This window comes from Pararhodobacter sp., assembly GCF_034676545.1.
Lineage (GTDB): Bacteria > Pseudomonadota > Alphaproteobacteria > Rhodobacterales > Rhodobacteraceae > Pararhodobacter.
Genome location: NZ_JAUCBZ010000015.1, coordinates 43,231 through 64,556, shown reverse-complemented (window position 1 = coordinate 64,556; position 21,326 = coordinate 43,231). Strand labels below are relative to the sequence as shown.

The following is a 21,326-nucleotide window of genomic DNA, read 5'->3' as shown; positions in this document are numbered from 1 at the left end:
GGCGCGCGCCAACCTTATGGATCAAGGCGCGCGTTTACCTGGAGCAGGTTGGCTTCAAGATCACGCTGAACCCACCGCATCAGTTCTTCGACCAGCCGAACCTCGTCCCCTTGTTCTGCCGCGGTGGCGAGCGCCTGCAACGCGCGGGCCAACTCGAATTCCGACAGGTAGACTTCACGCGCGCAGGACAGTTTCGGATGGCTCGTGGCCTCCAGCCTTGGGCTGATGGTCAGTTCTTCGTGCAGCTTCTCGCCAACGCGCAGGCCGGTGGTGATGATCTCGATATCGCCATCCGGGTTGTCGGCGTTGCGCACCGTATATCCGGCGTACGCAACGATTTGGCGGGCAAGGTCGATGATGCGGATCGGCTTGCCCATATCCAGCACGAAGATTTCGCCGCCCTCGGACAGGGTTCCGGCCCAAAGCACCAGGCGGCATGCCTCTTGCACGGTCATGAAATAGCGCGTGACCTCGGCATCGGTCACGGTGATCGGGCCACCGCGGGCGATTTGTTCTTCGAAGATCGGCACGACCGACCCCGAAGACCCAAGGACATTGCCGAACCGCACCATGGAAAATACCGTGGTTTTCGAACGTCGTGCCATGTCGCCGATCACGGTTTCCGCCATCCGCTTGGTCGCCCCCATGACGCCCAGCGGTCGCACTGCCTTGTCGGTCGAGACCAGCACGAAACGCTCGATATTCGCCTCGAGTGCGGCTTGTGCCAATTGCTGGGTGCCGAATATGTTGTTTTGAACGCCCGCTACCGGGTTGAGTTCGACCATCGGCACATGTTTGTAGGCGGCGGCGTGCAAGATCACCTGAACACCCTGTTTTTGGATTGCACCCTTGACAAGGCGCTGGTCCAGGATCGAGCCCAGGATCGGGACGATGACACAACGGGTCCCTTCGGTCAGCGCGCGCAATTCCCGTTCGATCTGGAACAGCGCGAATTCTGTCAACTCCAGCAACACCAGCTTTGCGGGCTCGCAATTCAGAATCTGCCGACACAGCTCTGACCCGATCGATCCACCCGCACCGGTGATCATCACGACGCGGCCCGCATAGGCGGTGCAGCCATCCCTCAGTTTGTCCTTCATCTGTGCCCGACCCAGAACCGATGTCGGCAGCACCGCGGCCAGTTTGTCGACGATGCGCTCTTCGCCGATGAGCTGCGCGAAGGAGGGGAGCGTCTGCACCTCGACGTTCATCGCGGCGACACGGCGCGCAATCTGGGCTTGGCGTGGCAGGCTGAGCGACGGCATCGCCAGCAGCACCTTGTCGATGGCGTGTGCGGTAATCAGCGCCTCGATGCGCTTGGCGGGGTGAACGGTGAGGCCGGCAACCGTCATGCCTTGCAAAACCGTGCTGTCATCGACGAAGCCGACAATGCGGATCGCCTCGGTTGCCTTGAAGGCCATCGCCAACTGCACGCCGGTTTTGCCCGCACCATAAATCAGAATGCGGGTTTCGCGCGTTCCATGGCGATAAATGGAAATCAGAATCTGCAGCAAGATCAACCGTGAAGCAGCGGATAACGCGAGGTAGATCAATGCGAAAATGACGGGCACACCGACCTCGACATCGGTCTGGCCAAGCAGCACCATACTTGCCAGAACCCCGGCCAGAACAGAGCCCAGGGCGGCGCTGCGCCCCAAGGCCGAAAGCTCATAGGACTTGAGTTGCACACGCGGCAGGCCCAATGCGACCGACAAGATTGCCGCAGTTGTGGTGAGCAAGAGCAAGACCGGCCAATCCGCTTGCAAAAACGCCATCGTTGGCACGCTGCCCGACGCGATGGTGATGGACAGCACAAAGGAAAGCGGAACCAGAAGGACGTCCAGCGCCAACAGGATCGCTTTCTTGACCGGGCGCGAAAGAGTCGTGAGAGACGACAGCATAATGGCCTATTTGAAATACATTCGACAGGTATCGATGCATCGTGACGGACGCTTGTCCGGCAAATGACCGTGTCGCAAAGGGTTCCGATTTAAAGCAGCCGGATTATGGGCCATTGCCGCCTGTTTTTCCAGCCCATAGTCGCGTGTTAGGCGAGTTGACGCCGATGTGTCGTGCGATCCTGGGGTGTCGGTGGCGCATGATGATCGGCGCGCGGAGAAGGGGGCGTTGCCCCCTCGGGCCTGCGGCCCTCACCCCCAGAGTATTTTTTGGCAAGATGATGTGGTCAGACAGAGGGGCGGGCGCGAGGTCTTGCCGCCGGCGTTTGCGGTGACCGCGCGTCGCGTTAACCCTGTGCGGCCAGCCAGTGTTCGGCGTCCAGCGCCGCCATGCAGCCCATGCCGGCCGAGGTGACGGCTTGGCGATATTTGTCATCGGTGAGATCGCCCGCCGCGAAGACGCCCTCGATCGAGGTGCGTGTGCTGCCTGGTTCGACCCAGACGTAGTTGCCCGAATGCAGTTTCAACTGATCCCGGACCAGTTCCGAGGCGGGCGCGTGGCCGATGGCGACGAAGAACCCGTCGCAGGGCACGGTCTGCTCTGTGCCGGTGGTGACATGGCGGAGTGTCACGCCGGTGACGCCCAGCGGCATTTCGGTGCCCTGGATCTCGGCGACCTCGTGATCCCAGATGACCTCGATCTTGGGGTGTTTGAACAGGCGGTCTTGCATGATCTTTTCGGCGCGCAGACTGTCGCGGCGGTGCACCAGTGTCACCTTGCTGGCGAAATTGGTCAGGAACAGCGCCTCCTCGACGGCGGTGTTGCCGCCACCGACCACGACGATTTCCTTGCCGCGATAAAAGAACCCGTCGCAGGTGGCGCAGGCCGAGACGCCGAAGCCCTTGAATTTTTCCTCGGACGGCAGGCCCAACCAGCGGGCTTGTGCGCCGGTCGCCAGGACCACCGCGTCGGCGGTATAGACCGTGCCGCTGTCGCTTTGCGCGGTGAAGGGGCGTTTGGACAGGTCCAGCGCGGTGATCACATCGGTGATGATGGTTGTGCCCATCTCTTTGGCGTGCGCCTCCATGCGCAGCATCAGGTCCGGGCCCATGACCGAGGTGTCGCCGGGCCAGTTTTCGACATCGGTGGTGATGGTCAACTGGCCGCCGGGCTGGATGCCTTGCACCAGAATGGGCTCCAACATCGCGCGGGCCGCATAGATCCCGGCGGTATAGCCGGCGGGACCAGAGCCGATAATCAACAGGCGGGTGTGGGTGGCGTCAGACATCGGGTCGCTCCATATATATTCGATATCCTGCATGTAATAGGCTTTGCGGGCCGTGCAAGGGGTTGAAAGCGTCCTAACGCTTTGCGCCACCCCAAGGCAAGCTGGCCTGTGCCGGATCGGACGTGAGCGCAAAACCTTCGAGAACAATTGTTGCTTGGCGGCGAAACAATATTGCGCACAGAGGTTATCGGGCCTACATAAGCGCAAACCTGAACGGAGAACTGCCGACATGCCCGGCGCGAAACTCGATCCTATCGACCGCAAGATTCTGGCCGAACTGCAGGCCGATGGACGCATGACCAATGTGGAACTGGCCAAGCGCGTGGGGATTTCGGCGCCGCCCTGTTTGCGCCGTGTGCGCACGCTGGAGGAGGCGGGCTATATCCAAGGCTATCATGCGCGCGTTGATGTGCGCGAATTGGGCTTTGAGGTGCAGGTCTTTGCCATGGTCGGGCTGCATCGTCAGAACGAGGCCGACCTGCGCGCCTTCGAGGATCGCTGCCGCGCGTGGTCGCTGGTGCGCGAGTGCCACATGCTGAATGGCGAGATCGACTTTATCCTGAAATGCGTGGCCCCGGATCTGTCCACCTTCCAGTCGTTCCTGACCGAGAGCCTGTTGGCGGCCGACAATGTGGACAGCGTGAAAACCTCGCTGGTGATCCGCTGCGCCAAGGACGAGCCGGGCGTGCCGTTCGACGTTCTGGAAGAACGCTATACCCGCGACGCGTGATATGCGCATCAAAGCCCCGTGTCGGAAAAACCGGCGGAAAGGCTTGATCCTTCCGCCGGTTCGAGATGCGATTTTTCGGGTGAAAACCGGGCTTGGCGTTGATCAGAGTCGCAGGGCCTCGCGCGCAGAAATGACGGGCAGGTTCAGGGCGGTGCCGACCGCCTCATAGGTCAGATTGCCGGCGTGGACATTCAGGCCATGCAGCAAATGTTCATCCTCGTCACAGGCCTGTCGCCAACCCTTGTTCGCCAGCCGCATCAGGAACGGCAACGTGGCATTGCCGAGCGCGATTGTCGATGTCCGGGCCACCGCGCCGGGCATGTTGGCAACGCAGTAGTGCATCACTCCATCGACCGCGTAGATCGGGTCTTGATGGGTCGTGGCGCGGGAGGTTTCAAAGCAGCCGCCCTGGTCAATGGCGACATCGACGATCACCGCGCCGGGCTGCATGATCGACAGCTGCGCGCGGGTCACCAGCTTGGGCGCGGCGGCCCCGTGGATCAGCACCGCGCCGATCACCATATCCGCCGTGGGCAGCCGCGAGGCGAGGCCCGCGGCGTTGGAATATTGCGTGGTCAAGCGACCCTGAAAGATGTCATCCAGATAGGACATGCGCGGAATCGAGCGATCCATCACCGTGACATTCGCGCCCATCCCCACGGCAACCCGCGCTGCCGCCGTGCCGACCACCCCGCCGCCGATGATCACCACATTGGCGGGGCGCACGCCCGGAACGCCGCCCATCAGCACGCCCAGCCCACCATTCGCCTTTTGCAGCGTCCAGGCGCCGACCTGTGGCGCAAGACGCCCGGCAACCTCGGACATGGGCGCCAGCAGCGGCAAGCCCCCATTGGCGTCGGTGACGGTTTCATAGGCGATGGCGGTGCAGCCGCTGTCCAGCAGATCGCGGGTCTGGTCGGGGTCCGGGGCGAGGTGGAGATAGGTGAACAACACCTGATTTTCCCGCAATTGCTTGCGCTCCGAGGGCTGAGGCTCTTTCACCTTGACCACCATCTCGGCGGTGGCAAAGATTTCGGCGGCGGTGTCCACGATCCCGGCCCCGGCAGCGGTGTAGTCATCATCGGTAAACCCCGACCCCAAACCCGCGTTCGTCTCGATGATCACCGTATGCCCCGCGGCAATGGCCTCTTGCGCGGCGGCGGGGGTCATGCCGACGCGGAATTCTTGCGGCTTGATTTCCTTTGGGCATCCGATGAGCATCATGGGTCTCCTGTTGGGTTGGGTGTTTTTTGAAAAGAGTACGGCAAGCGCGGCGCGAATGGTTGATTTTTTGCCCGAATTTCCGCAGAACTTGGCAAGAAATGACGACGAAAACGGGAATTCTTCGATGATGATTGCGCTGCGATGCAGCTAGACGCCACAGACCGCCGGATCTTGCGGGTTCTGCAACGCGACGGCCGGATCTCGAATGCCGATCTGGCAGAGCAGGTCGCCCTGTCTCCCTCGGCCTGTCATCGGCGTGTGCACCGGCTGGAAAGCGACGGGTTCATTGCCGGCTATGTCGCGATTCTGGACCCGCGCAAGCTGGGCAAGCCGACGACGGTTTATGTCGAGATCAAGCTGAGCAGCCAGTCCGACGAGGTGTTGGAGGCGTTTGAAAAGGGCGTGGCGCGGATTCCGGATGTGCTGGAGTGTCATCTGATGGCGGGGAGCGCCGATTATCTGCTCAAGCTGATCGTCGAGCATACCGAGGACTTCGCGCGGATTCACCGGCAATATCTGGCGCGTTTGCCGGGTGTCGCGCAGATGCAAAGCTCTTTCGCCTTGCGCACGGTGGTCAAGACGACGGCGCTGGATTTATAGCGGCGTGCCGCGGGGGGGCAGCGCTTGCCGATAGAGCGCTTCGATCCGGTCGATCTTGCCGTTCCAGTCAAAATGGTCGCGCGCCCGCACAGCACCCGCCTGACCCAGGGCGCGAGTCAGCTCCGGGTTCGTGGCCAGTGTTGCGATTGCCTGCGCCAGGCGATCGACAAACCCCGCGCGTGGCGAGGGCGGCACGAGGAGGCCGCAGCTCTGGTCGATATAATCCGCCGGGCCGCCCCAATCGCTGGCGATCACCGCCAGCCCCATCGCCATCGCCTCGAGCACCACGGCACCGCCGCATTCGCGCAGGCTGGCGAGGATCAGCGCATCGGCATTGGCAAGATACCGGGCGCAGTCCTTTTGCGGCAGAAAGCCGGGAAAGCGCACCGCATCGTCAAGGCCCAAACGCGCAACCTGCGCCTGCAACGCCTGCATTTCCGGCCCATCGCCAAGGATATCCAGCGACAGGGTGATGTCGGGCAGGCGTTCGCGGGCGAGGGCCAGCGCATCAATGGTTTGCGCAAGGCCCTTGAGGGCCTGCAGCCGCCCCATGAACACCAGCCGAAAGGTATTGCCCGACGATGCCGCGGCGGGCGTGTTGCCCCAGAGGTCGAAATCAACCGCATTTTCAACCAGTTCTATCACCTGCGGGTGCCGCAGGGGCAGGGCGGCGGCAGTGCGGGCATTGGCGACCAAAAGCATCGCGGCGCGGCGTTTGCCGGGGATCAGACGGTTGACCAGGCCTGCCAACGGCCGCGCCAGGCTGACGAACCAGTGCGCGGCGCGGCCCTCGAAATCCTGATAGTCCGGGGGATAATTCATGCCGCCATTCATCGGGCCAATCACCACCGGCACGCCAAGATCATACAGCATCGACGGCGCGGCGGGCGATACGGGGATCGGTTGATGCACCAGATCGACGCGGCCCGCGCGCACCATGGCGCGCGCCAGCTTGCGCTGCTGCCAGCCGGTCACAAACCCCATGAGATTGCCGAACAAATGGTCGCGGATCACGCCGGGAAAGCGCGCGCCGATGCGCCACAAGACGCGATGGATCTTGGTGTCGGGGGAATAGGTGATGCGGTCGGTCAGGTCGGGGAGTGCGGCGTTCAGCGCGTCGCGATTGCGCGCATGGGTGATCAGGTGCACATCGCGCCCACGGCGGGCCAACAAGGTGAAATACTTGAGCGGCAAGATCGCCTCACCGCCGAAAAGCGCCGAGGCATTGTCTGCAACAATGAGAATTCTCGGGGCTGAAGGGGCAGGATTTCCAGACATGGACTCTCACGCTACAAGGCGATCTTTGTCGATGATCTTGGCTGATGCGTCAATGGCTTGGCGCCCGGAACGCCGGCGCGCGTGCGTTTTCAGCTTTCGGTTGATTGACCGGAATTCTGGGTATTTCGAAAAACCGATGGTTGGCGTGCCCTTGGTCGCCAGTCATGACCCATGACGCAAAACGTGGACCGATGCCGCGGGGGGGCGTTTCAAGGGTTCCGGCACCGAGGTTGACCCGCTGCATGTCATGGGTTTCACTTGCGGCTGGCAAGATCGGAGCGACAGGCGCGGTTTTGAAAGGCATGTGGCATTGACGCGCCGCGAAAACGACGGCGGGACCGAGTTTGTCCCGAGCCATGCAGACTTGCCCGACGACGATCAGGTTCTGCGCCACGCCGAGGGTTGGACCTTGAGCCTGCGCGCGCCGGATCGGGTTGTGGTGGGCGCACCAGATTCAACAAGGGAGAGAGACCGATGGCAAAATATCTGTATATTTATCACGGCGGCGGCATGCCTGCGACGCAAGAAGAAGGCGAGCGGATGATGGCCGCGTGGAATACCTGGTATTCCGAGATGGGCGACGCGGTGGTTGATCCGGGCAACCCGGTCTCGCAATCGCACACCGTGTCTGCCAGCGGTTCTGTGGCGCATGGCGGGGCCAACCCGGTGTCTGGCTACACGGTGGTCAGCGCCACCGATATCGAGGCGGCCAAGCTCATGGCCTCGGGCTGCCCGATGGTGATTGACGGCTCCGGCTCCGTGGAAGTCGCGGAAATCCACGAGATGTAAGCGACCTGCACGACAAAAAAGAACCCCCGGGCCCAAAGGTCCGGGGGTTCTGTCTGCGTTTGCCATAAAGGCCAACGTAACTCAGACCATGCCTTCGCGTTGTGCCTTCTTGCGCGCCAATTTACGCGCACGACGGACGGCTTCGGCTTGCTCCCGAGCTTTCTTGACCGAGGGCTTTTCGAAATGCTGCTTGAGCTTCATCTCGCGAAAGACACCCTCACGCTGAAGTTTCTTCTTCAGAGCACGAAGAGCTTGCTCAACGTTGTTATCACGAACACTTACCTGCATGTGGTTTTCACCACCTTCCTAAGTTAGAGTTTCATAAAGTGCAGGAAGCGCCCCCTTAGCAAGCCTTGGCGGCTTTGTCTACGTTTGAATCCGCGCAAGAGGATCGGGTGCTGTCAAAATCCGGGCCTTGGCCTTTGGTGCGCATCGGCCTAAATCAAAGGGAACACCAGAGGGGGCTGCCATGACCACCGACCAAAAGACCGCCGCCGACCGCCTGCTGGACGCCGCGCTGGACCATGTGCCGTTTGACGGCTGGTCCGAGGCGACGCTGGCCGCCGCGGCGCAAGAGACCGGGCTGGATCTGGCGCTGGCGCGGGTGATCTATCCACGCGGCGGGCTGGATCTGGCGCTGGCCTATCATCGGCGCGGCGATGCGGCGATGCTGGCGGGACTGGCGTCGACCGACCTTGCGGCGCTGCGCTATTCTGAACGCGTGACTCTGGCCCTGCGCCTGCGGCTGGAGGCGGCGGATCGCGAGGTGGTGCGCCGCGCCGCAACGCTGATGGCGCTGCCGCAAAACGCCCCCGAGGCCGCGCGCGCGATGTGGAACACGGCGGATGCGATCTGGAACGCGCTGGGCGATACCTCGGAGGATGGCAACTGGTATTCGAAACGCGCGATCCTGTCGGCGGTGTATTCCTCGACGGTGCTGTATTGGCTGGGCGATGAGAGCGCCGGTCACGCGGATACCTGGGCTTTTCTGGATCGTCGCATCGCCGGGGTGATGAATTTCGAGAAAACCAAGGCCAAGGTCAAAGCCTCGCCGGTGCTGGGCCCTGTGTTCGGTCTGCCGTTCAAGCTGCTGGAGTCGATGCGCAAACCCGAGGGAACCGGGCCGTTGCCGGGTGTCTGGGATCGCAAGCAGTCCTGACCGCGCCAACCGTTGACGCCTTGCAGGGGGCCAGATACATCCGCCCCCAGCATTGGAGGGCGCAACATGGCAGTCGGCAAGGAAATCGCAACCTGGTTTGAGGGCAAATGGCATCGCGGCGATGTGGCGGTGATCAAGGCCGCCGATCATGGCGCGTGGCTTGGCTCGGGTGTGTTTGACGGCGCGCGGCAGTTTGACGGCGTGCGCCCGGACCTCGATCTGCATTCGGCGCGGATCGTCAAATCCGCCGAGGCGATGGGCATGATTGCGCCGGTGGACGGCGAGACCGTGCAGGGCTTGCTGGAGGAAGGCTGCAAGATGTTTGCGCCGGGTGCCGAGCTGTATCTGCGGCCGATGATGTGGGCGGCGGATTCGACGCCGGGTCTGATTGATCTGGTGCCCGAGTCGACCCAATTCGCCCTGAGCATCGAGACGCTGCCGATGCCGCAGCCGGGCGCGTTTTCGCTGACCGTCTCGCCCTATTGCCGGCCACGCCCCGACATGGCGCTGACCGAGGCCAAGGCCGCGTCGCTTTATGCCAACAATGGGCGCATCATGGCCGAGGCGCGCAAACGCGGCTTCTCGAACGCGCTGTCCAAGGATTTCGAAGGCAATATCGCCGAAACCGCCTCGACCAACGTGTTCATGGTGCGCGATGGCGTGGTGTTCACCCCGGTGCCCAACGGCACCTTCCTGAACGGCTTGACCCGTCAGCGCATCATGGGGCTGATGCGCGACGACGGGATCGAGGTGGTCGAATGCACGCTGGCGGTTGAAGATTTCCACCGCGCCGAGGAGATTTTCGTCACCGGCAATATCGCCAAGGTGATGCCGGTTGCGCGGTTCGAGGATCGCGATCTGGGGCAGGGCACGATCGCCACCCGCGCGCGCGACCTCTATTGGGATTGGGCGCTTTCCCGGTAAGGGACGGTTGCGCAGGGGGCTGCGATGGATATGCTGCGGCGAAACCAGCGGAGAGCCCCATGAGCCACACAATGCGCGTTGTCGAAATCAGCAAACCGGGCGGGCCAGAGGTGCTGAAACCCGCCAGCCGGGCGGTTCCGGTCGCCGGTCATGGCGAGATCGTGATCCGCGTGGCCTATGCCGGGGTCAACCGCCCCGACGCGGCGCAGCGCGCTGGCACCTATGCGCCGCCGCCGGATGCCTCGGACCTGCCGGGGCTTGAGGCGTCCGGCACGGTGGCCGAGGTCGGGCCGGGTGTGACCCGCTGGAAGGTCGGCGATCAGGTCTGCGCGCTGCTGCCGGGTGGTGGCTATGCCGAATATGTGGCGACCCCGGCGGTTCATGCCTTGCCGGTGCCCAAGGGGATGGATCTGCGCGCGGCGGCTTGCTTGCCGGAGACCTATTTCACCGTCTGGACCAATGTGTTCGAGCGCGGCGGCTTGCAGGCCGGCGAGCGGTTTCTGGTGCATGGCGGCAGTTCCGGGATCGGCACGACGGCGATTCAACTGGCCAATGCGCGCGGCGCGCGGGTGTTCGCCACGGCGGGATCGGCAGAAAAATGTGACGCCTGCACGCGGTTGGGTGCCGCGCGGGCGATCAATTATCGGGACGAGGATTTTGTCGAGATCCTCAAGGCCGAGGGTGGGGCCAATCTGATCCTCGATATGGTTGGCGGGTCCTATGTGGCGCGCAACCTCAGCGCCCTGGCGTTGGAGGGGCGGTTGGTGCAGATCGCGCTGATGACCGGGGCGAAGGTGGAATTGAACCTGGCGCAGGTGATGATGCGGCGGCTGACGATCACCGGATCAACCCTGCGCCCGCAATCCCTCGAGGCCAAGGCGCGGATCGCCGCGGCGCTGGAGCGCGAGGTCTGGCCGTTGCTGGAGGCCGGGCGCATCGCCCCGGTGATGGATCGCGAGTTCGCTCTGGGTGAGGCGGCGGCGGCCCATGCCTATCTGGAAACCTCGCAGCATATCGGCAAGATCGTGTTGACGGTTGCGGGGTGAGGGGGGGCGTGCCTCGGGGGCATCGAGCCCCCTCGGCCCGCGCGGGTGTCCACCCGCACCCGACCCAAGGGACGCACGCGCCCCTTGGGGAACCCCGTGAGTATTTGGGGCAAGATGAAATTGAGGCGCTGGACGGTGCGGGCGCGGGTGCCTAGTGTCTGAGCCGAGAGGATGCAGATGAGCGACGTTTATCAGGTTCTGGCCCGGAAATACCGGCCCGAGACTTTTGCCGATCTGATCGGGCAAGAGGCGATGGTGCGCACGCTGAAAAACGCGTTTGCGGCGGATCGGATTCATCACGGCTTCATCATGACCGGCATTCGCGGGACGGGGAAAACCACCACCGCGCGGATCATTGCCAAGGGGTTGAACTGTATTGGCGTGGACGGGCAGGGCGGACCGACCACCGAGCCGTGTGGCGTCTGCGAGCATTGCGTGGCGATCACCGGTGGGCGGCATGTCGATGTGATGGAGATGGACGCCGCCAGCCGCACTGGTGTGGGCGACATTCGCGAGATCATTGACTCGGTGGCGTATCGGGCGGCCAGTGCGCGCTACAAGATTTACATCATCGACGAAGTGCACATGTTGTCGAACAACGCGTTCAACGCGCTGTTGAAGACGCTGGAAGAGCCGCCGCCGCATGTGAAATTCATCTTTGCCACGACCGAGATTCGCAAGGTTCCGGTGACGGTTCTGTCGCGCTGTCAGCGGTTCGATCTGCGGCGCATCGAGCCCGAGGTGATGATCGCGCATCTGGAGATGATTGCGGGTAAGGAGGGCGCGCAGATCACTCTTGAGGCTTTGGCGTTGATCACGCGGGCGGCGGAAGGGTCCGTGCGTGATGCAATGAGCCTGTTGGATCAGGCGATCAGCCATGGAGCCGGGGAAACCGGGGCCGATCAGGTGCGCGCCATGCTGGGGTTGGCGGATCGTGGCCGGGTGATGGACCTGTTCGAGGCGATCATGCGCGGTGATGCGGCAGGTGCTTTGGAGGAACTGGCCTCGCAATACGCCGATGGTGCGGACCCGGTGGCGGTGCTGCGCGATCTGGCGGAGATCACGCATTGGGTGTCGGTGATCAAGATCACGCCGGCCTCGGCGGAGGACCCGACGGTTGGCCCCGAGGAACGCGCGCGGGGCGCGGATCTGGCCGGGCGGTTGGATCTGCGCATTCTCGCGCGGATGTGGCAGATGTTGCTGAAATCGCTGGAGGAAGTGTCGAACGCACCGAATGCGATGATGGCCGCGGAAATGGCGGTGATCCGCATGACGCATGTGGCCGACCTGCCGACGCCAGATGACTTGATCCGCCGGTTGCAAGACAGCCCGCCGCCGCCGCCGCCTTCGGGTGGTGGTGGGGGTGGGGCGCCGATGCCGCAGCCGGGGCAGGGCGGCGGGGCGACCAATGCGATGGGGCGCGGCATGGGGCCCTCGGGCGGCGGCGGTGCGCAGGCGGCGCTGGCGGGCGACCTGTCGCCGCTGGCGCACTATGCCACGTTCGAGCATGTGCTGGACCTGATCCGCGAGCGCCGCGACATGGTGCTGCGCACCGAGGTGGAAACCTGCCTCAGGTTGGTGCGCTATTCGCCCGGCCGCATCGAGTTCGAGCCGACAGAACAGGCCCCCGTCGATCTGGCCTCGCGGCTGTCGGCGCGGTTGCAAAGCTGGACCGGCGCGCGCTGGGGCGTGACGATTGCGCAGGGCGGCGGCAAGACCATCGCCGAGGTGCAGGACGCCGATCTGGAAGCGCGCAAGGCCAAGGCGCGAGAACTGCCGTTGGTGCAGGCGATCCTTGCGGCGTTTCCGAAATCAGAGCTGCGGTTCCATGACCCGGTCGAGACCGCCATCGACATTGCCGAGGCCGCCCTGCCCGAGGTCGAGGATGAATGGGACCCGTTCGAGGACTGATGTCCCGGCAGTGTGCCTTGCAGCCTTCGCTCGGCACCCTTATTTGACGAACAACGCATGAATACAGGAGATGATGCAATGCTGAAGGGTCTTGGTGGACTGGGCGACATGGGCAAGATGATGAAGGCCGCGCAAGAGATGCAGGGCAAGATGGAGGCGCTGCAAAGCGAGCTGGACAGCATCATTGTCGAGGGGGAAAGCGGCGCGGGTCTGGTCAAGGCCAAGGCGAATGCCAAGGGCGTGCTGACGGCGCTGACGATTGATCCGTCGATTTTCTCTGCCGAGGATAAAGAAATCGTCGAGGATCTGATTCTGGCGGCGATCAAGGATGTGCAGAGCCGCGCGCAGGCGCGCAGCAAGGCCGAGATGGGCAAGCTGGCGCAAAGCATGGGGCTGCCGGCGGATATGAACCTGCCGGGGATGTAACCGATGGCCGATGCGCCCGGCGATATCGAGGCTTTGATCGCGCTGATGGCGCGGTTGCCGGGGCTTGGGCCGCGGTCGGCGCGTCGGGCGGTGTTGCACCTGTTGCGCAAGCGGTCGGGGGTGATGGAGCCTTTGGCGCTGGCGCTGGCCAAGGTTTCGGCCTCGGCGCGCGATTGCCGGATTTGCGGCAATATCTCGGACCATGACACCTGCCCGATTTGCGCCAGTGCCAAGCGGGAAACCGGCGTGTTGTGCGTCGTCGAGGATGTGTCGGACCTGTGGGCGATGGAGCGCGCGGGTGGTTTTACCGGGCGTTATCATGTGCTGGGCGGCACATTGTCAGCGCTTGAGTCGATTGGCCCCGAGGCATTGCGCATCCCGCATCTGGTGGCGCGCGTTGGCCAAGAGGGCGTGCGCGAGGTGATCCTGGCGCTGAATGCCACCGTCGAAGGGCAGACCACCGCGCATTATATCGCCGAGGCATTGGCGCCCACGGGCGTGCAACTGTCGGCGCTGGCGCAGGGCGTGCCGATGGGGGGTGAGCTGGATTATCTGGACGACGGCACGATCTCGGCCGCGTTGGCGGCGCGGCGGCGTCTGTAGATCAGCGCAACGCCTGCGATTGCGGCGAGGAATTGTTGATCGAGATGGCAGAATGCACCGTGTCACGCGCCTTTTCGCGAACGCGTTCAACCAAGGTCCACGGCAGTGGAATGCCGGGATCCGCGCTTTCCGAGATGACCCATTGGCTCCAGCGGGATGATTTTGCCATTGATTCGTCCTTTCTGAACAGAGGCACGGGTTTGCCCCTCACTTGCGATCAGAATGACGGGAAAATGCGGCCAGAAAGGGGCGCTGGCCGCGAAAATCGCACGCTTAATGGGAAAATCTTAACCACGACGGTTACAGGCGGATCACCGAGATCAGCCGCCCGTAATCCGCCTCGGACCCATGCACGGAACGGCGGTAGGAATAGAACAGGCGCGGGTCGGCATAGGTGCAATGGCGGGTCCAGTCGGCCTGTGCGATCCCGGCCTCGCGCAGCCGCATGAGGCCGAAACCGGGCAGATCAAACTGATAGCGGTCGCCCTGGCCGTTGGCGAAAAACCGCATGAATTCCGGGTCTTCGGCTTGAAATTCCTCCAGAAATTCAGGACCGACCTCATAGGCGGCCTGGCTGATGCAGGGGCCGATCACAGCGGTGATGGACTGCCGTTCTGCGCCAAGCGCGACCATTGCGTCAACTGTTGCCTCTAGCACGCCATCCAGGGCACCGCGCCAGCCGGCATGGGCGGCACCGATCACGCCGGCCTCTGGGTCTGCCAGCAAGACCGGCATGCAATCGGCGGTCAGGATCGCCAGCCCCAGACCCGGCGTGTTGCAGACCATCGCATCGGCGCGCCCCTGGGGGCCGGGTTCAGTGACGGTGGCGACCTGCGCGGAATGGATCTGGTGAACGCTGACCAAGGCGCCGGGGTCGACCGCCATCGCATGGGCAACGCGGGCGCGATTGATTGCGACGATATCGCTTTGGTCCGACGACCCCGTGCCGCAGTTGAGACCCGCGAAAATCCCCGACGAGGCCCCGCCGCGCCGGGTGAAGAACCCGTGGTGCACAGGGGCCAGCGCGTCGGCGGTCAGGATCTCAAGCGTCATTCCAGGCCTCGTTGGGCGGAGCGGACCAAGGCGCGAACCCGGGCGGCAACGGTGTGTCGGGCGCGACGAATGCCAGCGCCTTGAACAGCGTTCCCATTTCTGTGGCATCGGTCAAGCGGTGATATGCGGCCAGATGCGAATCCAGTGCCGATCCGGTCAGGCTTTGGGCCAGACGGGCGGCGCGGGCCTCGATTCCGAGGGCTTTCAGCAAGTCGCCTTGCGGCGTCAGCGCGCTGTGTACCAGTTGCGGCGCGGCGCGGGCGAGGGCCTCGAAATCGACATGCGCGGTGAGATCGGCAAGGCCGGGATGCGCGAAAGGGTCGGCGTAGGCGTGGTTTTCCAGCGCCTGAAACGTATCGCCCCGGCTGCGCCAATGGCCATAGTCGATGACAAGCGCCACGCCGCCCTGCGCGGCGATCCGCTCGGCGATCGGCTGCATCGCGGCGGCGGCAGCGGCGCTGGTTTCCACAACGTCGCCGTCTTGCGTATCGTCGAGCCGGTGATCGAGATCGGCCAGCGGCACGGCTTCGGTCAACCCCGGCCTCAGCGCCCCGTCCTTGAGGCCCACGACCATCTCGCGCCAGCCATGCGGGGCGCGCTGGAATTGGCGAATGGGCAGCGCGTCAAAGAATTCGTTGGCGATCAGGAACAGCGGCCGGTCATCGGGCAGGGCGTCAAACCCGTCGCACCAGGACACCGGCAACCCGGCCAGCGTTTTGGCCTGAAGATCGCGCAGAACCGGCGAGCCCTCGATCAGATGGAGGGTCGCGGCGGCGTGAAAACCGGGAACGCCGCGCGTCGCCCGCCAGATATCGGCCATCAGCGTGCCGCGCCCCGGTCCGGGTTCTGCCAGCGCGAAACGTGCGGGCGCGCCTTGATCCAGCCAGGCCTGCGCCAGACACAGGCCCAGCATTTCGCCGAACATCTGGCTGATTTCCGGCGCGGTGGTGAAATCGCCCGCCGTGCCCAAAGGGTCGCGCGTGGCGTAATAGCCGTGCTCGGAATGCAGCAGGCAGTCGGTCATGTATTCCGCCAGGCTCATCGGTCCGGCCAGCGCGATGCGCTGCATCAAGAGTTTCGCCAGCGCCGTCATGCCGGTTTGCGCCCCGCAATCAGCGCCAGCGCCACGCCGATCACCACCATCGGCAGGCTGAGGGTCTGGCCCATCGTCAGGCCGAAATCGCCCAGCCGGATCACATAGCCAGCCGGGTCGGTGGCCAGAAACTGATCGTCGGGCATCCGCCAGATCTCGACCAGCATCCGCGCCAGCCCGTAGACCGTCAGAAACACGCCGGTGACCAGCCACGGGCGCCGCAGGGCGCTGGTGCGGGTGGCGAGGAACCACATGATCACGCCCAGCAGCAGCCCCTCCAACCCGGCCTCATAAAGCTGCGTCGGGTGGCGCGCGCATTCATGAGGCCAATCGCTGGGGCACAGGCCACCAGAGCCGGGGAACAGCACGCCCCAGGGCTGGGTTGTCGGATGGCCCCAAAGCTCGGCGTTGATGAAATTGGCGATGCGGCCCAGAAACAGGCCGACCGGGATCACCAGCGCCATGGAATCCCCGAGGGCCGAGGGCGCAATGCCGTTGCGCCGCGCGAACAGGAACCCGGCCAGCGTCGCGCCGCCCAGGCCGCCGTGGAAGGACATGCCGCCCTCCCACACCCGCAGGATTTGCAGCGGGTGCGCCAGATAGTAGCCCGGCTGATAGAACAGCACGAACCCCAGCCGCCCGCCCAGGATCACGCCGACGATGATCCAGGTCAGCAGTTGCTCGACCTGCTCGGCGCTCATCGGGGCCACGCCGCCGGGCCACCATTGCGGCCGCCGCATCGCCAGAACGATCAATCGCCAGCCGATCACGAAGCCGGCGATATAGGCCAGTGCATACCAGCGCAGCGCCAGTGTGAAGTCGCCGATATCGACGGCGAAAATCTCTGGGCGCAGGAAAGACGGAAACTCGATGAGGGCGTGCATGGGATACCTTTGGGCTGGTCGCTCAGGTCTTCCTGCGCACGGGCGACGAAGTCAACCTTGCGATTGGCGGCTGTCAGTCCCATATAGTGCCCCAACCCAGCACAGGAGCGCCCGATGCAGCCCGGCAATAAAATCTTTGATGATCTGTCCAAATTGATGACCAACGCCATGGGCGTGGCCCAAGGGGCGCGGACCGAGGCGGAAACGGCGCTGAAAAGCCTGATGGATCGCTGGCTGGCGGATCGCGATTTTGTGACCCGCGAGGAATTCGACGCGGTGCGCGGCATGGCGCAAAAGGCGCGCGAAGAAAACGCGGCGCTCAAGGCCCGCATCGAGGCGCTGGAAGCCAAACACAACAGTTAAGCGCAACGGTTCAGCGCCGTGCTTTCCCTTTGCCCGGACTCGTCCTAATCTTGTCCGACAGGGTGAGGAGGAAGGGATGCTGTCTTGGCTCACGGCGGAAGCGCGGCGATTCGGAAAGACATGCGTGTGGTCGTGGCAGGGGTTCGCGGCGGCATGGGCAAGCGAGAAAACCCTGCGACAATGGACGCTGGCCAATGTGATCTCGGCCGGGTTTGTGTTCTGGTTGCCCCTCAGCCCCGCGGAACGCGCCTTGATCCTGGCGCTGGGGATCTTGATTCTGGCGGTCGAGCTGGCGAACACGGCGATCGAGGTGGTGGTGGATTATATCTCGATGGAGCAACACCCGATGGCGGGCAAAGCCAAGGACTGCGGCAGCGCGGCGGTTGCGCTGACGGCGCTGGCAGCCGGGGTTGCCTGGGCCGTGGTGCTTTGGGGGCTTTGGGCGGGTTAACCGCCGATGAGGCCCCGCAGTTGGCCTGACACCGTTGCCCGCAATGAGTCGACAAGGCCGACATAGGTGGTCAGCACACCGTCGAGGGCGGGTACATAGGTGGCGATCAGCGGCGACAGCAAGTAGATCGCAATCAGGAACATCGCGATCAAGACCACCAGCGACAACCCGTTGCGAAAGCTGTTCTGGCTGCTGCTGGCCTCGTGATCCTCGTGATCCTCGGTGCTGCGCCGGGCATCGGTGCCCGGTTCCAGCGTCGATGTCAGTTCCTCGATATCGGGCAACAGGTTCCGCCGACGCATCGGCTCTGCGGTGTCGGTGGTCTCGGAGGGTGGCAGCGGCGGCGGCACGTTGGGCAGCGGCGGCGGGGTTTCGTCATCCTCGCCATAGACCTTCGGCGGGGCGGCCTTGGAGCGCGTCGGCCGGGTCAGGCCCAGATCGCCCTGGGTTTCCAGCGCGGATTTGGGCCGGTTGCGCGCGGACATCTCCAACTCGGCCTCCTCGCGCAGCACATCCAGAACGGTCTTGTCGATGCGCGGTGCTTGCGGGCGACTGGTTCCATCCGAGGTCGGGGGTGGCAAATCGTCGTCGTCGTCATCCTCGTCCAACTCGGCGGCGCGCATGCGCAACGCCACCTCCATCGGATACTGATACCAAGTATTGCCACAGGCCGAACATTGCACATCACGCCCATTCTGGGGAATGACCCTTTCATCCACTTCGTACTGCGCGTTGCAGTTCGGACAGGTCAGTCGCATTGGTACCTCTTCATCGGACGATCACGCTCGGAATTTCCGGCCCAACGGGGGTTTTTGGCCCGTTGCCCGCCTCGGCCATTGGCTAAGGTGCAAGGCTGTTGTAGCAAGCACCAAGTCAACTTCCAAGAGCGCAGCCTGTTCCTTGAATGGGCGCAAAGGGGTTATCAGTGATCAGGCTGGCGAATGTGTCACACGATTATGGCGGGCGCGGCCTGCTGATGGGTGTTGACCTGCATATCGCACCGGGTGCGTTTTACTTCCTGACCGGACCTTCGGGGGCGGGAAAGAGCACGCTGCTCAAGCTGTGCTACGGCGATTTGCAGCCGCGCTCGGGCGATATCCAGATTTTTGGGCAGGACACGCGAACCCTGTCGCGGGATGCGCTGGCCGATACGCGCCGCCGGATTGGAGTCATTCATCAGGATTGCCAGTTTCTCGATCACCTGACACTGGCGGAAAATGTGGCGCTGCCGTTTGTCGCCACCGGTCGCCCGGTGCCGCAGGACGATCTGCGGGAGTTGCTGTCTTGGGTCGGGCTGGAGCATCAAGCCGATTCGCGGCCACCAACCCTGTCGGGCGGCGAACGCCAGCGCGCCGCCTTGGCGCGCGCCGTGATCATGTCGCCCGAGGTTGTGCTGGCCGATGAGCCGACCGGCAACGTCGATTGGGAGATGTCGCAGCGGTTGCTGTCCTTGCTGGTCGAGTTGAACCGCATGGGCACCGCCGTGATGATCGCCACGCATGACCTGAACCTGATCCGCACCGCCAAAACGCAAGTGTCGGCGCGCAATCTGCGGATCGCCGATCGCACGCTGCAAGCGGCGGGGAGCGAGTTGTGATGGTCCGTCTCCCCTCGTTCCTGCGCGACTCGGGCCAGATTGTTCCGGCGTCGGGCTATACCACGACGCTGACCATGGTGACGGCGGGCGCGATGGCGTTTCTGGCGGTGTTCGCGCTGGCCTTGTCGCTGTCCTCGGGGCAGTTGGCGCAGCGGTGGTCCGACACGCTGGCGCAAAGTGCCACGTTGCGCGTGTCGGCTCCGCCCTCGGAAATCGCGGCGCAAACGGCGGTGGCGGTGGAAATCCTGCGCACCACGCCGGGCGTTGTCTCGACACGGGTACTGGATATCGACGAGCAGCGCGCGTTGCTGGAGCCGTGGTTCGGCCCCGATCTGCCGGTGGAACAACTGGCCTTGCCGCGGTTGATCGAAATCATCGAGGCCCCGCAGGGGTTTGACGCCAGCGGGCTGCGGTTGCGGCTGGCCTCCGAGGCGCCGGGCGCGATCCTGGACGATCACACGCGCTGGCGTCGCCCCCTGGTGCAAGCCGCCGCCAGCCTGCGCGGTCTGGCCTGGGTGTCGGTGCTGCTGATCGCCGCCGCAATGGCCGCCATGATCACGCTGGCCGCCGGGTTCTCGCTGGCGGCAAACGCGCAGGTGATCCGCGTGCTGCGGCTGGTCGGCGCGCGTGATCGGGTGATCGCCCGCGCCTTTGTGCAACGTTTCACGCTGGGCGCGCTGATCGGCGCGCTGGCCGGCACGGCGGTGGGGGTTTTGGCCTTTGCGTTGCTGCCGGTTTCCGGGGATACTGGCTTTCTGACCGGGCTTGGCTTTCACGGTTGGGGCTGGGCCACGCCCTTGGCGATTCCACCCCTGGCCGCGCTGATTGCCCTTGTCGCGACCAAAGCCGCGGCGACCCGCGTCCTGCAAAAGGAAAGATGATGGCCTACGGAATCCAATGGGTGCGCTCGCTTGTGTTCGCGTTCCAATCCTATCTGGTGATGTTGATCATGGCGATTTTCTACGCGCCCTGGGCCGCGTTCGACCGCCGCGGCGCGATTGCTGCGGTGCATGCCTGGTGCCGCTATGTGCGCTGGTCGGCAAGCTGGATGATCGGCTTGAAATCCGAAGTGCGCGGCGAAGTCCCCACCGACGAGGTGATGGTGGCCTCGAAACACCAGAGCTTTTTCGACATCATCATTCTGTGCAGCGTGCTGCCCAGCCCCAAGTTCATCATGAAAAAATCGCTGACCTATGCGCCTTTGGTGGGGTGGTACGGCAAGCGGATTGGCTGCGTGGCGGTGGATCGCGGCAAGCGCGGGCAGGCGATCAAGGCGATGGTCCAGCAGGTGCGTTCTGGCACGCGGGATCCCGGTCAGTTGATCATCTTTCCGCAGGGCACGCGCGTCGCACCCGGCGTAAAGAAGGAATACAAGGTCGGCGTTTCCGTTCTCTATCAAGAGCTTGACGCCCCGGTTGTGCCGGTCGCGGTGAATGTGGGCGTGTTCTGGCCCCGGCAGCGCATCTACCGCGAGCCCGGCCTGGCGGTGATCGAGTTCCTGCCGCGCATCGACCGTGGCCTTGAGAAACGCGCGTTTCTGGCGCAGGTCGAAGACGTGGTCGAGCATCACTCGACCAAACTGATGGCCGAAGCCGGATTTCACGTCGAGGCCTGAGCGATGGCCACAGAGCGCAGCACGGTCGCGCATATCGTCGAAACGCTTGCGGGGGGTGGCCGCCCGGTATCGGCGCGGGCGATGTTCGGGGAATATGCGCTCTATTGCGACGGCAAGGTGGTGGGGCTGATCTGCGACGAGACGTTGTTTCTCAAGGATCGCCCGGTGGTGCGCGCGGTGGTCGAGGCCCCGGATCTGGGGCCGCCGTATCCCGGCGCAAAACCGCATATCCTCGCGGACGCGCTGCTCAACGATCCAGAGACGTTGCAGGCTGTGGTCCGGGCGATTGCCGATGACCTGCCCGCGCCAAAGCCGAAGAAACCGCGCCAGAAACCCTGAGCGCATGGCTCACAGGCTTGTCATGTGAACGGTCTTGACCTTCCGGGGGCTGGA

General features: G+C 64.0%; 25 protein-coding genes. 15 read left to right on the top strand and 10 right to left on the bottom strand.

Translation table 11 applies throughout. The features are described from left to right. Positions 1-14 precede the first annotated feature (14 nt). Together VDQ28_RS03675 and trxB are read right to left on the bottom strand one after the other, a co-directional pair. Positions 15-1,901, bottom strand: coding sequence for a nucleoside-diphosphate sugar epimerase/dehydratase (locus tag VDQ28_RS03675; protein WP_323034647.1), 1,887 nt, complete (start codon positions 1,899-1,901; stop codon positions 15-17). Positions 1,902-2,245: 344 nt separating this feature from the next. Next, positions 2,246-3,187, bottom strand: coding sequence for a thioredoxin-disulfide reductase (gene trxB / locus VDQ28_RS03670; RefSeq protein WP_323034646.1), 942 nt, complete (start codon positions 3,185-3,187; stop codon positions 2,246-2,248). Between the two features lie 229 nt (positions 3,188-3,416). Here trxB and VDQ28_RS03665 point away from each other — a divergent pair, with 229 nt between their 5' ends. After that, complete coding sequence (locus VDQ28_RS03665; RefSeq protein WP_323034645.1) at positions 3,417-3,917, top strand: Lrp/AsnC family transcriptional regulator; 501 nt, start codon at positions 3,417-3,419, stop codon at positions 3,915-3,917. Positions 3,918-4,019: 102 nt separating this feature from the next. Here VDQ28_RS03665 and ald read toward each other — a convergent pair whose 3' ends face one another. Further along, complete coding sequence (gene ald / locus VDQ28_RS03660) at positions 4,020-5,138, bottom strand: alanine dehydrogenase (RefSeq protein WP_323038059.1); 1,119 nt, start codon at positions 5,136-5,138, stop codon at positions 4,020-4,022. Between the two features lie 144 nt (positions 5,139-5,282). Between ald and VDQ28_RS03655 the strand changes: the two genes are divergently transcribed. After that, positions 5,283-5,741, top strand: coding sequence for an Lrp/AsnC family transcriptional regulator (locus VDQ28_RS03655; protein WP_323034644.1), 459 nt, complete (start codon positions 5,283-5,285; stop codon positions 5,739-5,741). Here the strand turns inward: VDQ28_RS03655 and VDQ28_RS03650 are convergent. Further along, complete coding sequence (locus VDQ28_RS03650) at positions 5,736-7,019, bottom strand: glycosyltransferase family 4 protein (RefSeq protein WP_323034643.1); 1,284 nt, start codon at positions 7,017-7,019, stop codon at positions 5,736-5,738. The genes VDQ28_RS03655 and VDQ28_RS03650 overlap by 6 nt on opposite strands. Before the next feature lie 474 nt (positions 7,020-7,493). Between VDQ28_RS03650 and VDQ28_RS03645 the strand changes: the two genes are divergently transcribed. Next, a complete protein-coding gene (locus tag VDQ28_RS03645; protein WP_323034642.1) occupies positions 7,494-7,808 on the top strand; it encodes a hypothetical protein in 315 nt (104 codons plus the stop codon). 81 nt (positions 7,809-7,889) lie between these two features. Here the strand turns inward: VDQ28_RS03645 and rpsU are convergent, their stop codons facing one another. Beyond that, on the bottom strand, positions 7,890-8,096 hold the full coding sequence (rpsU, locus tag VDQ28_RS03640; protein WP_323034641.1) for a 30S ribosomal protein S21: 207 nt from the start codon (positions 8,094-8,096) through the stop codon (positions 7,890-7,892). A gap of 181 nt (positions 8,097-8,277) precedes the next feature. On the opposite strand from rpsU, the gene VDQ28_RS03635 reads away from it, so the two are divergent. From VDQ28_RS03635 to recR, 6 genes are all read left to right on the top strand, one after another. Continuing rightward, the gene (locus tag VDQ28_RS03635; RefSeq protein WP_323034640.1) at positions 8,278-8,967 is read left to right on the top strand and encodes a COQ9 family protein; all 690 of its coding nucleotides are present in this window, start codon (positions 8,278-8,280) and stop codon (positions 8,965-8,967) included. Between the two features lie 66 nt (positions 8,968-9,033). Then, on the top strand, positions 9,034-9,891 hold the full coding sequence (locus VDQ28_RS03630) for a branched-chain amino acid aminotransferase (RefSeq protein WP_323034639.1): 858 nt from the start codon (positions 9,034-9,036) through the stop codon (positions 9,889-9,891). Between the two features lie 59 nt (positions 9,892-9,950). Further along, the gene (locus tag VDQ28_RS03625; protein ID WP_323034638.1) at positions 9,951-10,937 is read left to right on the top strand and encodes an NAD(P)H-quinone oxidoreductase; all 987 of its coding nucleotides are present in this window, start codon (positions 9,951-9,953) and stop codon (positions 10,935-10,937) included. Positions 10,938-11,108: 171 nt separating this feature from the next. Further along, the gene (locus tag VDQ28_RS03620) at positions 11,109-12,848 is read left to right on the top strand and encodes a DNA polymerase III subunit gamma/tau (protein WP_416349348.1); all 1,740 of its coding nucleotides are present in this window, start codon (positions 11,109-11,111) and stop codon (positions 12,846-12,848) included. 78 nt (positions 12,849-12,926) lie between these two features. Next, complete coding sequence (locus VDQ28_RS03615; protein WP_323034636.1) at positions 12,927-13,274, top strand: YbaB/EbfC family nucleoid-associated protein; 348 nt, start codon at positions 12,927-12,929, stop codon at positions 13,272-13,274. Between the two features lie 3 nt (positions 13,275-13,277). Further along, entirely contained in the window at positions 13,278-13,877 is a 600-nt protein-coding gene (gene recR, locus VDQ28_RS03610; RefSeq protein WP_323034635.1) for a recombination mediator RecR, read from the top strand. A gap of 1 nt (position 13,878) precedes the next feature. On the opposite strand, the gene VDQ28_RS03605 is transcribed toward recR, so the two are convergent. The 4 genes from VDQ28_RS03605 to lgt all read right to left on the bottom strand — a co-directional run bounded on the left by VDQ28_RS03605 (position 13,879) and on the right by lgt (position 16,907). Continuing rightward, positions 13,879-14,046, bottom strand: a complete 168-nt coding sequence (locus VDQ28_RS03605) for a hypothetical protein (RefSeq protein ID WP_323034634.1) — start codon at positions 14,044-14,046, stop codon at positions 13,879-13,881. A 131-nt stretch (positions 14,047-14,177) separates the two neighbouring features. Further along, complete coding sequence (gene pgeF, locus VDQ28_RS03600; RefSeq protein ID WP_323034633.1) at positions 14,178-14,930, bottom strand: peptidoglycan editing factor PgeF; 753 nt, start codon at positions 14,928-14,930, stop codon at positions 14,178-14,180. After that, the gene (locus tag VDQ28_RS03595; RefSeq protein ID WP_323034632.1) at positions 14,920-16,023 is read right to left on the bottom strand and encodes a class I SAM-dependent methyltransferase; all 1,104 of its coding nucleotides are present in this window, start codon (positions 16,021-16,023) and stop codon (positions 14,920-14,922) included. The genes pgeF and VDQ28_RS03595 overlap by 11 nt, the downstream gene beginning before the upstream one ends. Then, entirely contained in the window at positions 16,020-16,907 is an 888-nt protein-coding gene (lgt, locus tag VDQ28_RS03590; protein ID WP_323034631.1) for a prolipoprotein diacylglyceryl transferase, read from the bottom strand. The genes VDQ28_RS03595 and lgt overlap by 4 nt, the downstream gene beginning before the upstream one ends. Before the next feature lie 114 nt (positions 16,908-17,021). Here lgt and VDQ28_RS03585 point away from each other — a divergent pair, with 114 nt between their 5' ends. Continuing rightward, positions 17,022-17,270, top strand: a complete 249-nt coding sequence (locus VDQ28_RS03585) for an accessory factor UbiK family protein (RefSeq protein ID WP_323034630.1) — start codon at positions 17,022-17,024, stop codon at positions 17,268-17,270. Positions 17,271-17,346: 76 nt separating this feature from the next. Further along, positions 17,347-17,721 carry a diacylglycerol kinase gene (locus VDQ28_RS03580; protein ID WP_323034629.1) on the top strand — a complete coding sequence of 125 codons (375 nt, stop codon included), beginning with the start codon at positions 17,347-17,349 and terminating at the stop codon, positions 17,719-17,721. Here VDQ28_RS03580 and VDQ28_RS03575 read toward each other — a convergent pair. Next, positions 17,718-18,479: a zinc-ribbon domain-containing protein gene (locus tag VDQ28_RS03575; protein ID WP_323034628.1), complete on the bottom strand. Its 762-nt coding sequence runs from the start codon at positions 18,477-18,479 to the stop codon at positions 17,718-17,720. The two genes, VDQ28_RS03580 and VDQ28_RS03575, sit on opposite strands and share 4 nt — an antisense overlap. Positions 18,480-18,646: 167 nt before the next feature. Here VDQ28_RS03575 and VDQ28_RS03570 point away from each other — a divergent pair, with 167 nt between their 5' ends. The 4 genes from VDQ28_RS03570 to VDQ28_RS03555 are packed head-to-tail and all read left to right on the top strand — an operon-like array spanning position 18,647 to position 21,272. Next, the gene (locus tag VDQ28_RS03570; protein WP_323034627.1) at positions 18,647-19,318 is read left to right on the top strand and encodes a cell division ATP-binding protein FtsE; all 672 of its coding nucleotides are present in this window, start codon (positions 18,647-18,649) and stop codon (positions 19,316-19,318) included. Further along, complete coding sequence (locus tag VDQ28_RS03565; RefSeq protein ID WP_323034626.1) at positions 19,318-20,199, top strand: cell division protein FtsX; 882 nt, start codon at positions 19,318-19,320, stop codon at positions 20,197-20,199. The genes VDQ28_RS03570 and VDQ28_RS03565 overlap by 1 nt, the downstream gene beginning before the upstream one ends. Continuing rightward, positions 20,199-20,933 (top strand): 1-acyl-sn-glycerol-3-phosphate acyltransferase, encoded by a 735-nt coding sequence (locus VDQ28_RS03560; protein WP_323034625.1) that lies wholly within the window; start codon positions 20,199-20,201, stop codon positions 20,931-20,933. Before VDQ28_RS03565 ends, VDQ28_RS03560 begins: the two co-directional genes overlap by 1 nt. Positions 20,934-20,936: 3 nt before the next feature. Beyond that, positions 20,937-21,272, top strand: coding sequence for a TfoX/Sxy family protein (locus VDQ28_RS03555; RefSeq protein ID WP_323034624.1), 336 nt, complete (start codon positions 20,937-20,939; stop codon positions 21,270-21,272). Positions 21,273-21,326 lie beyond the last annotated feature (54 nt).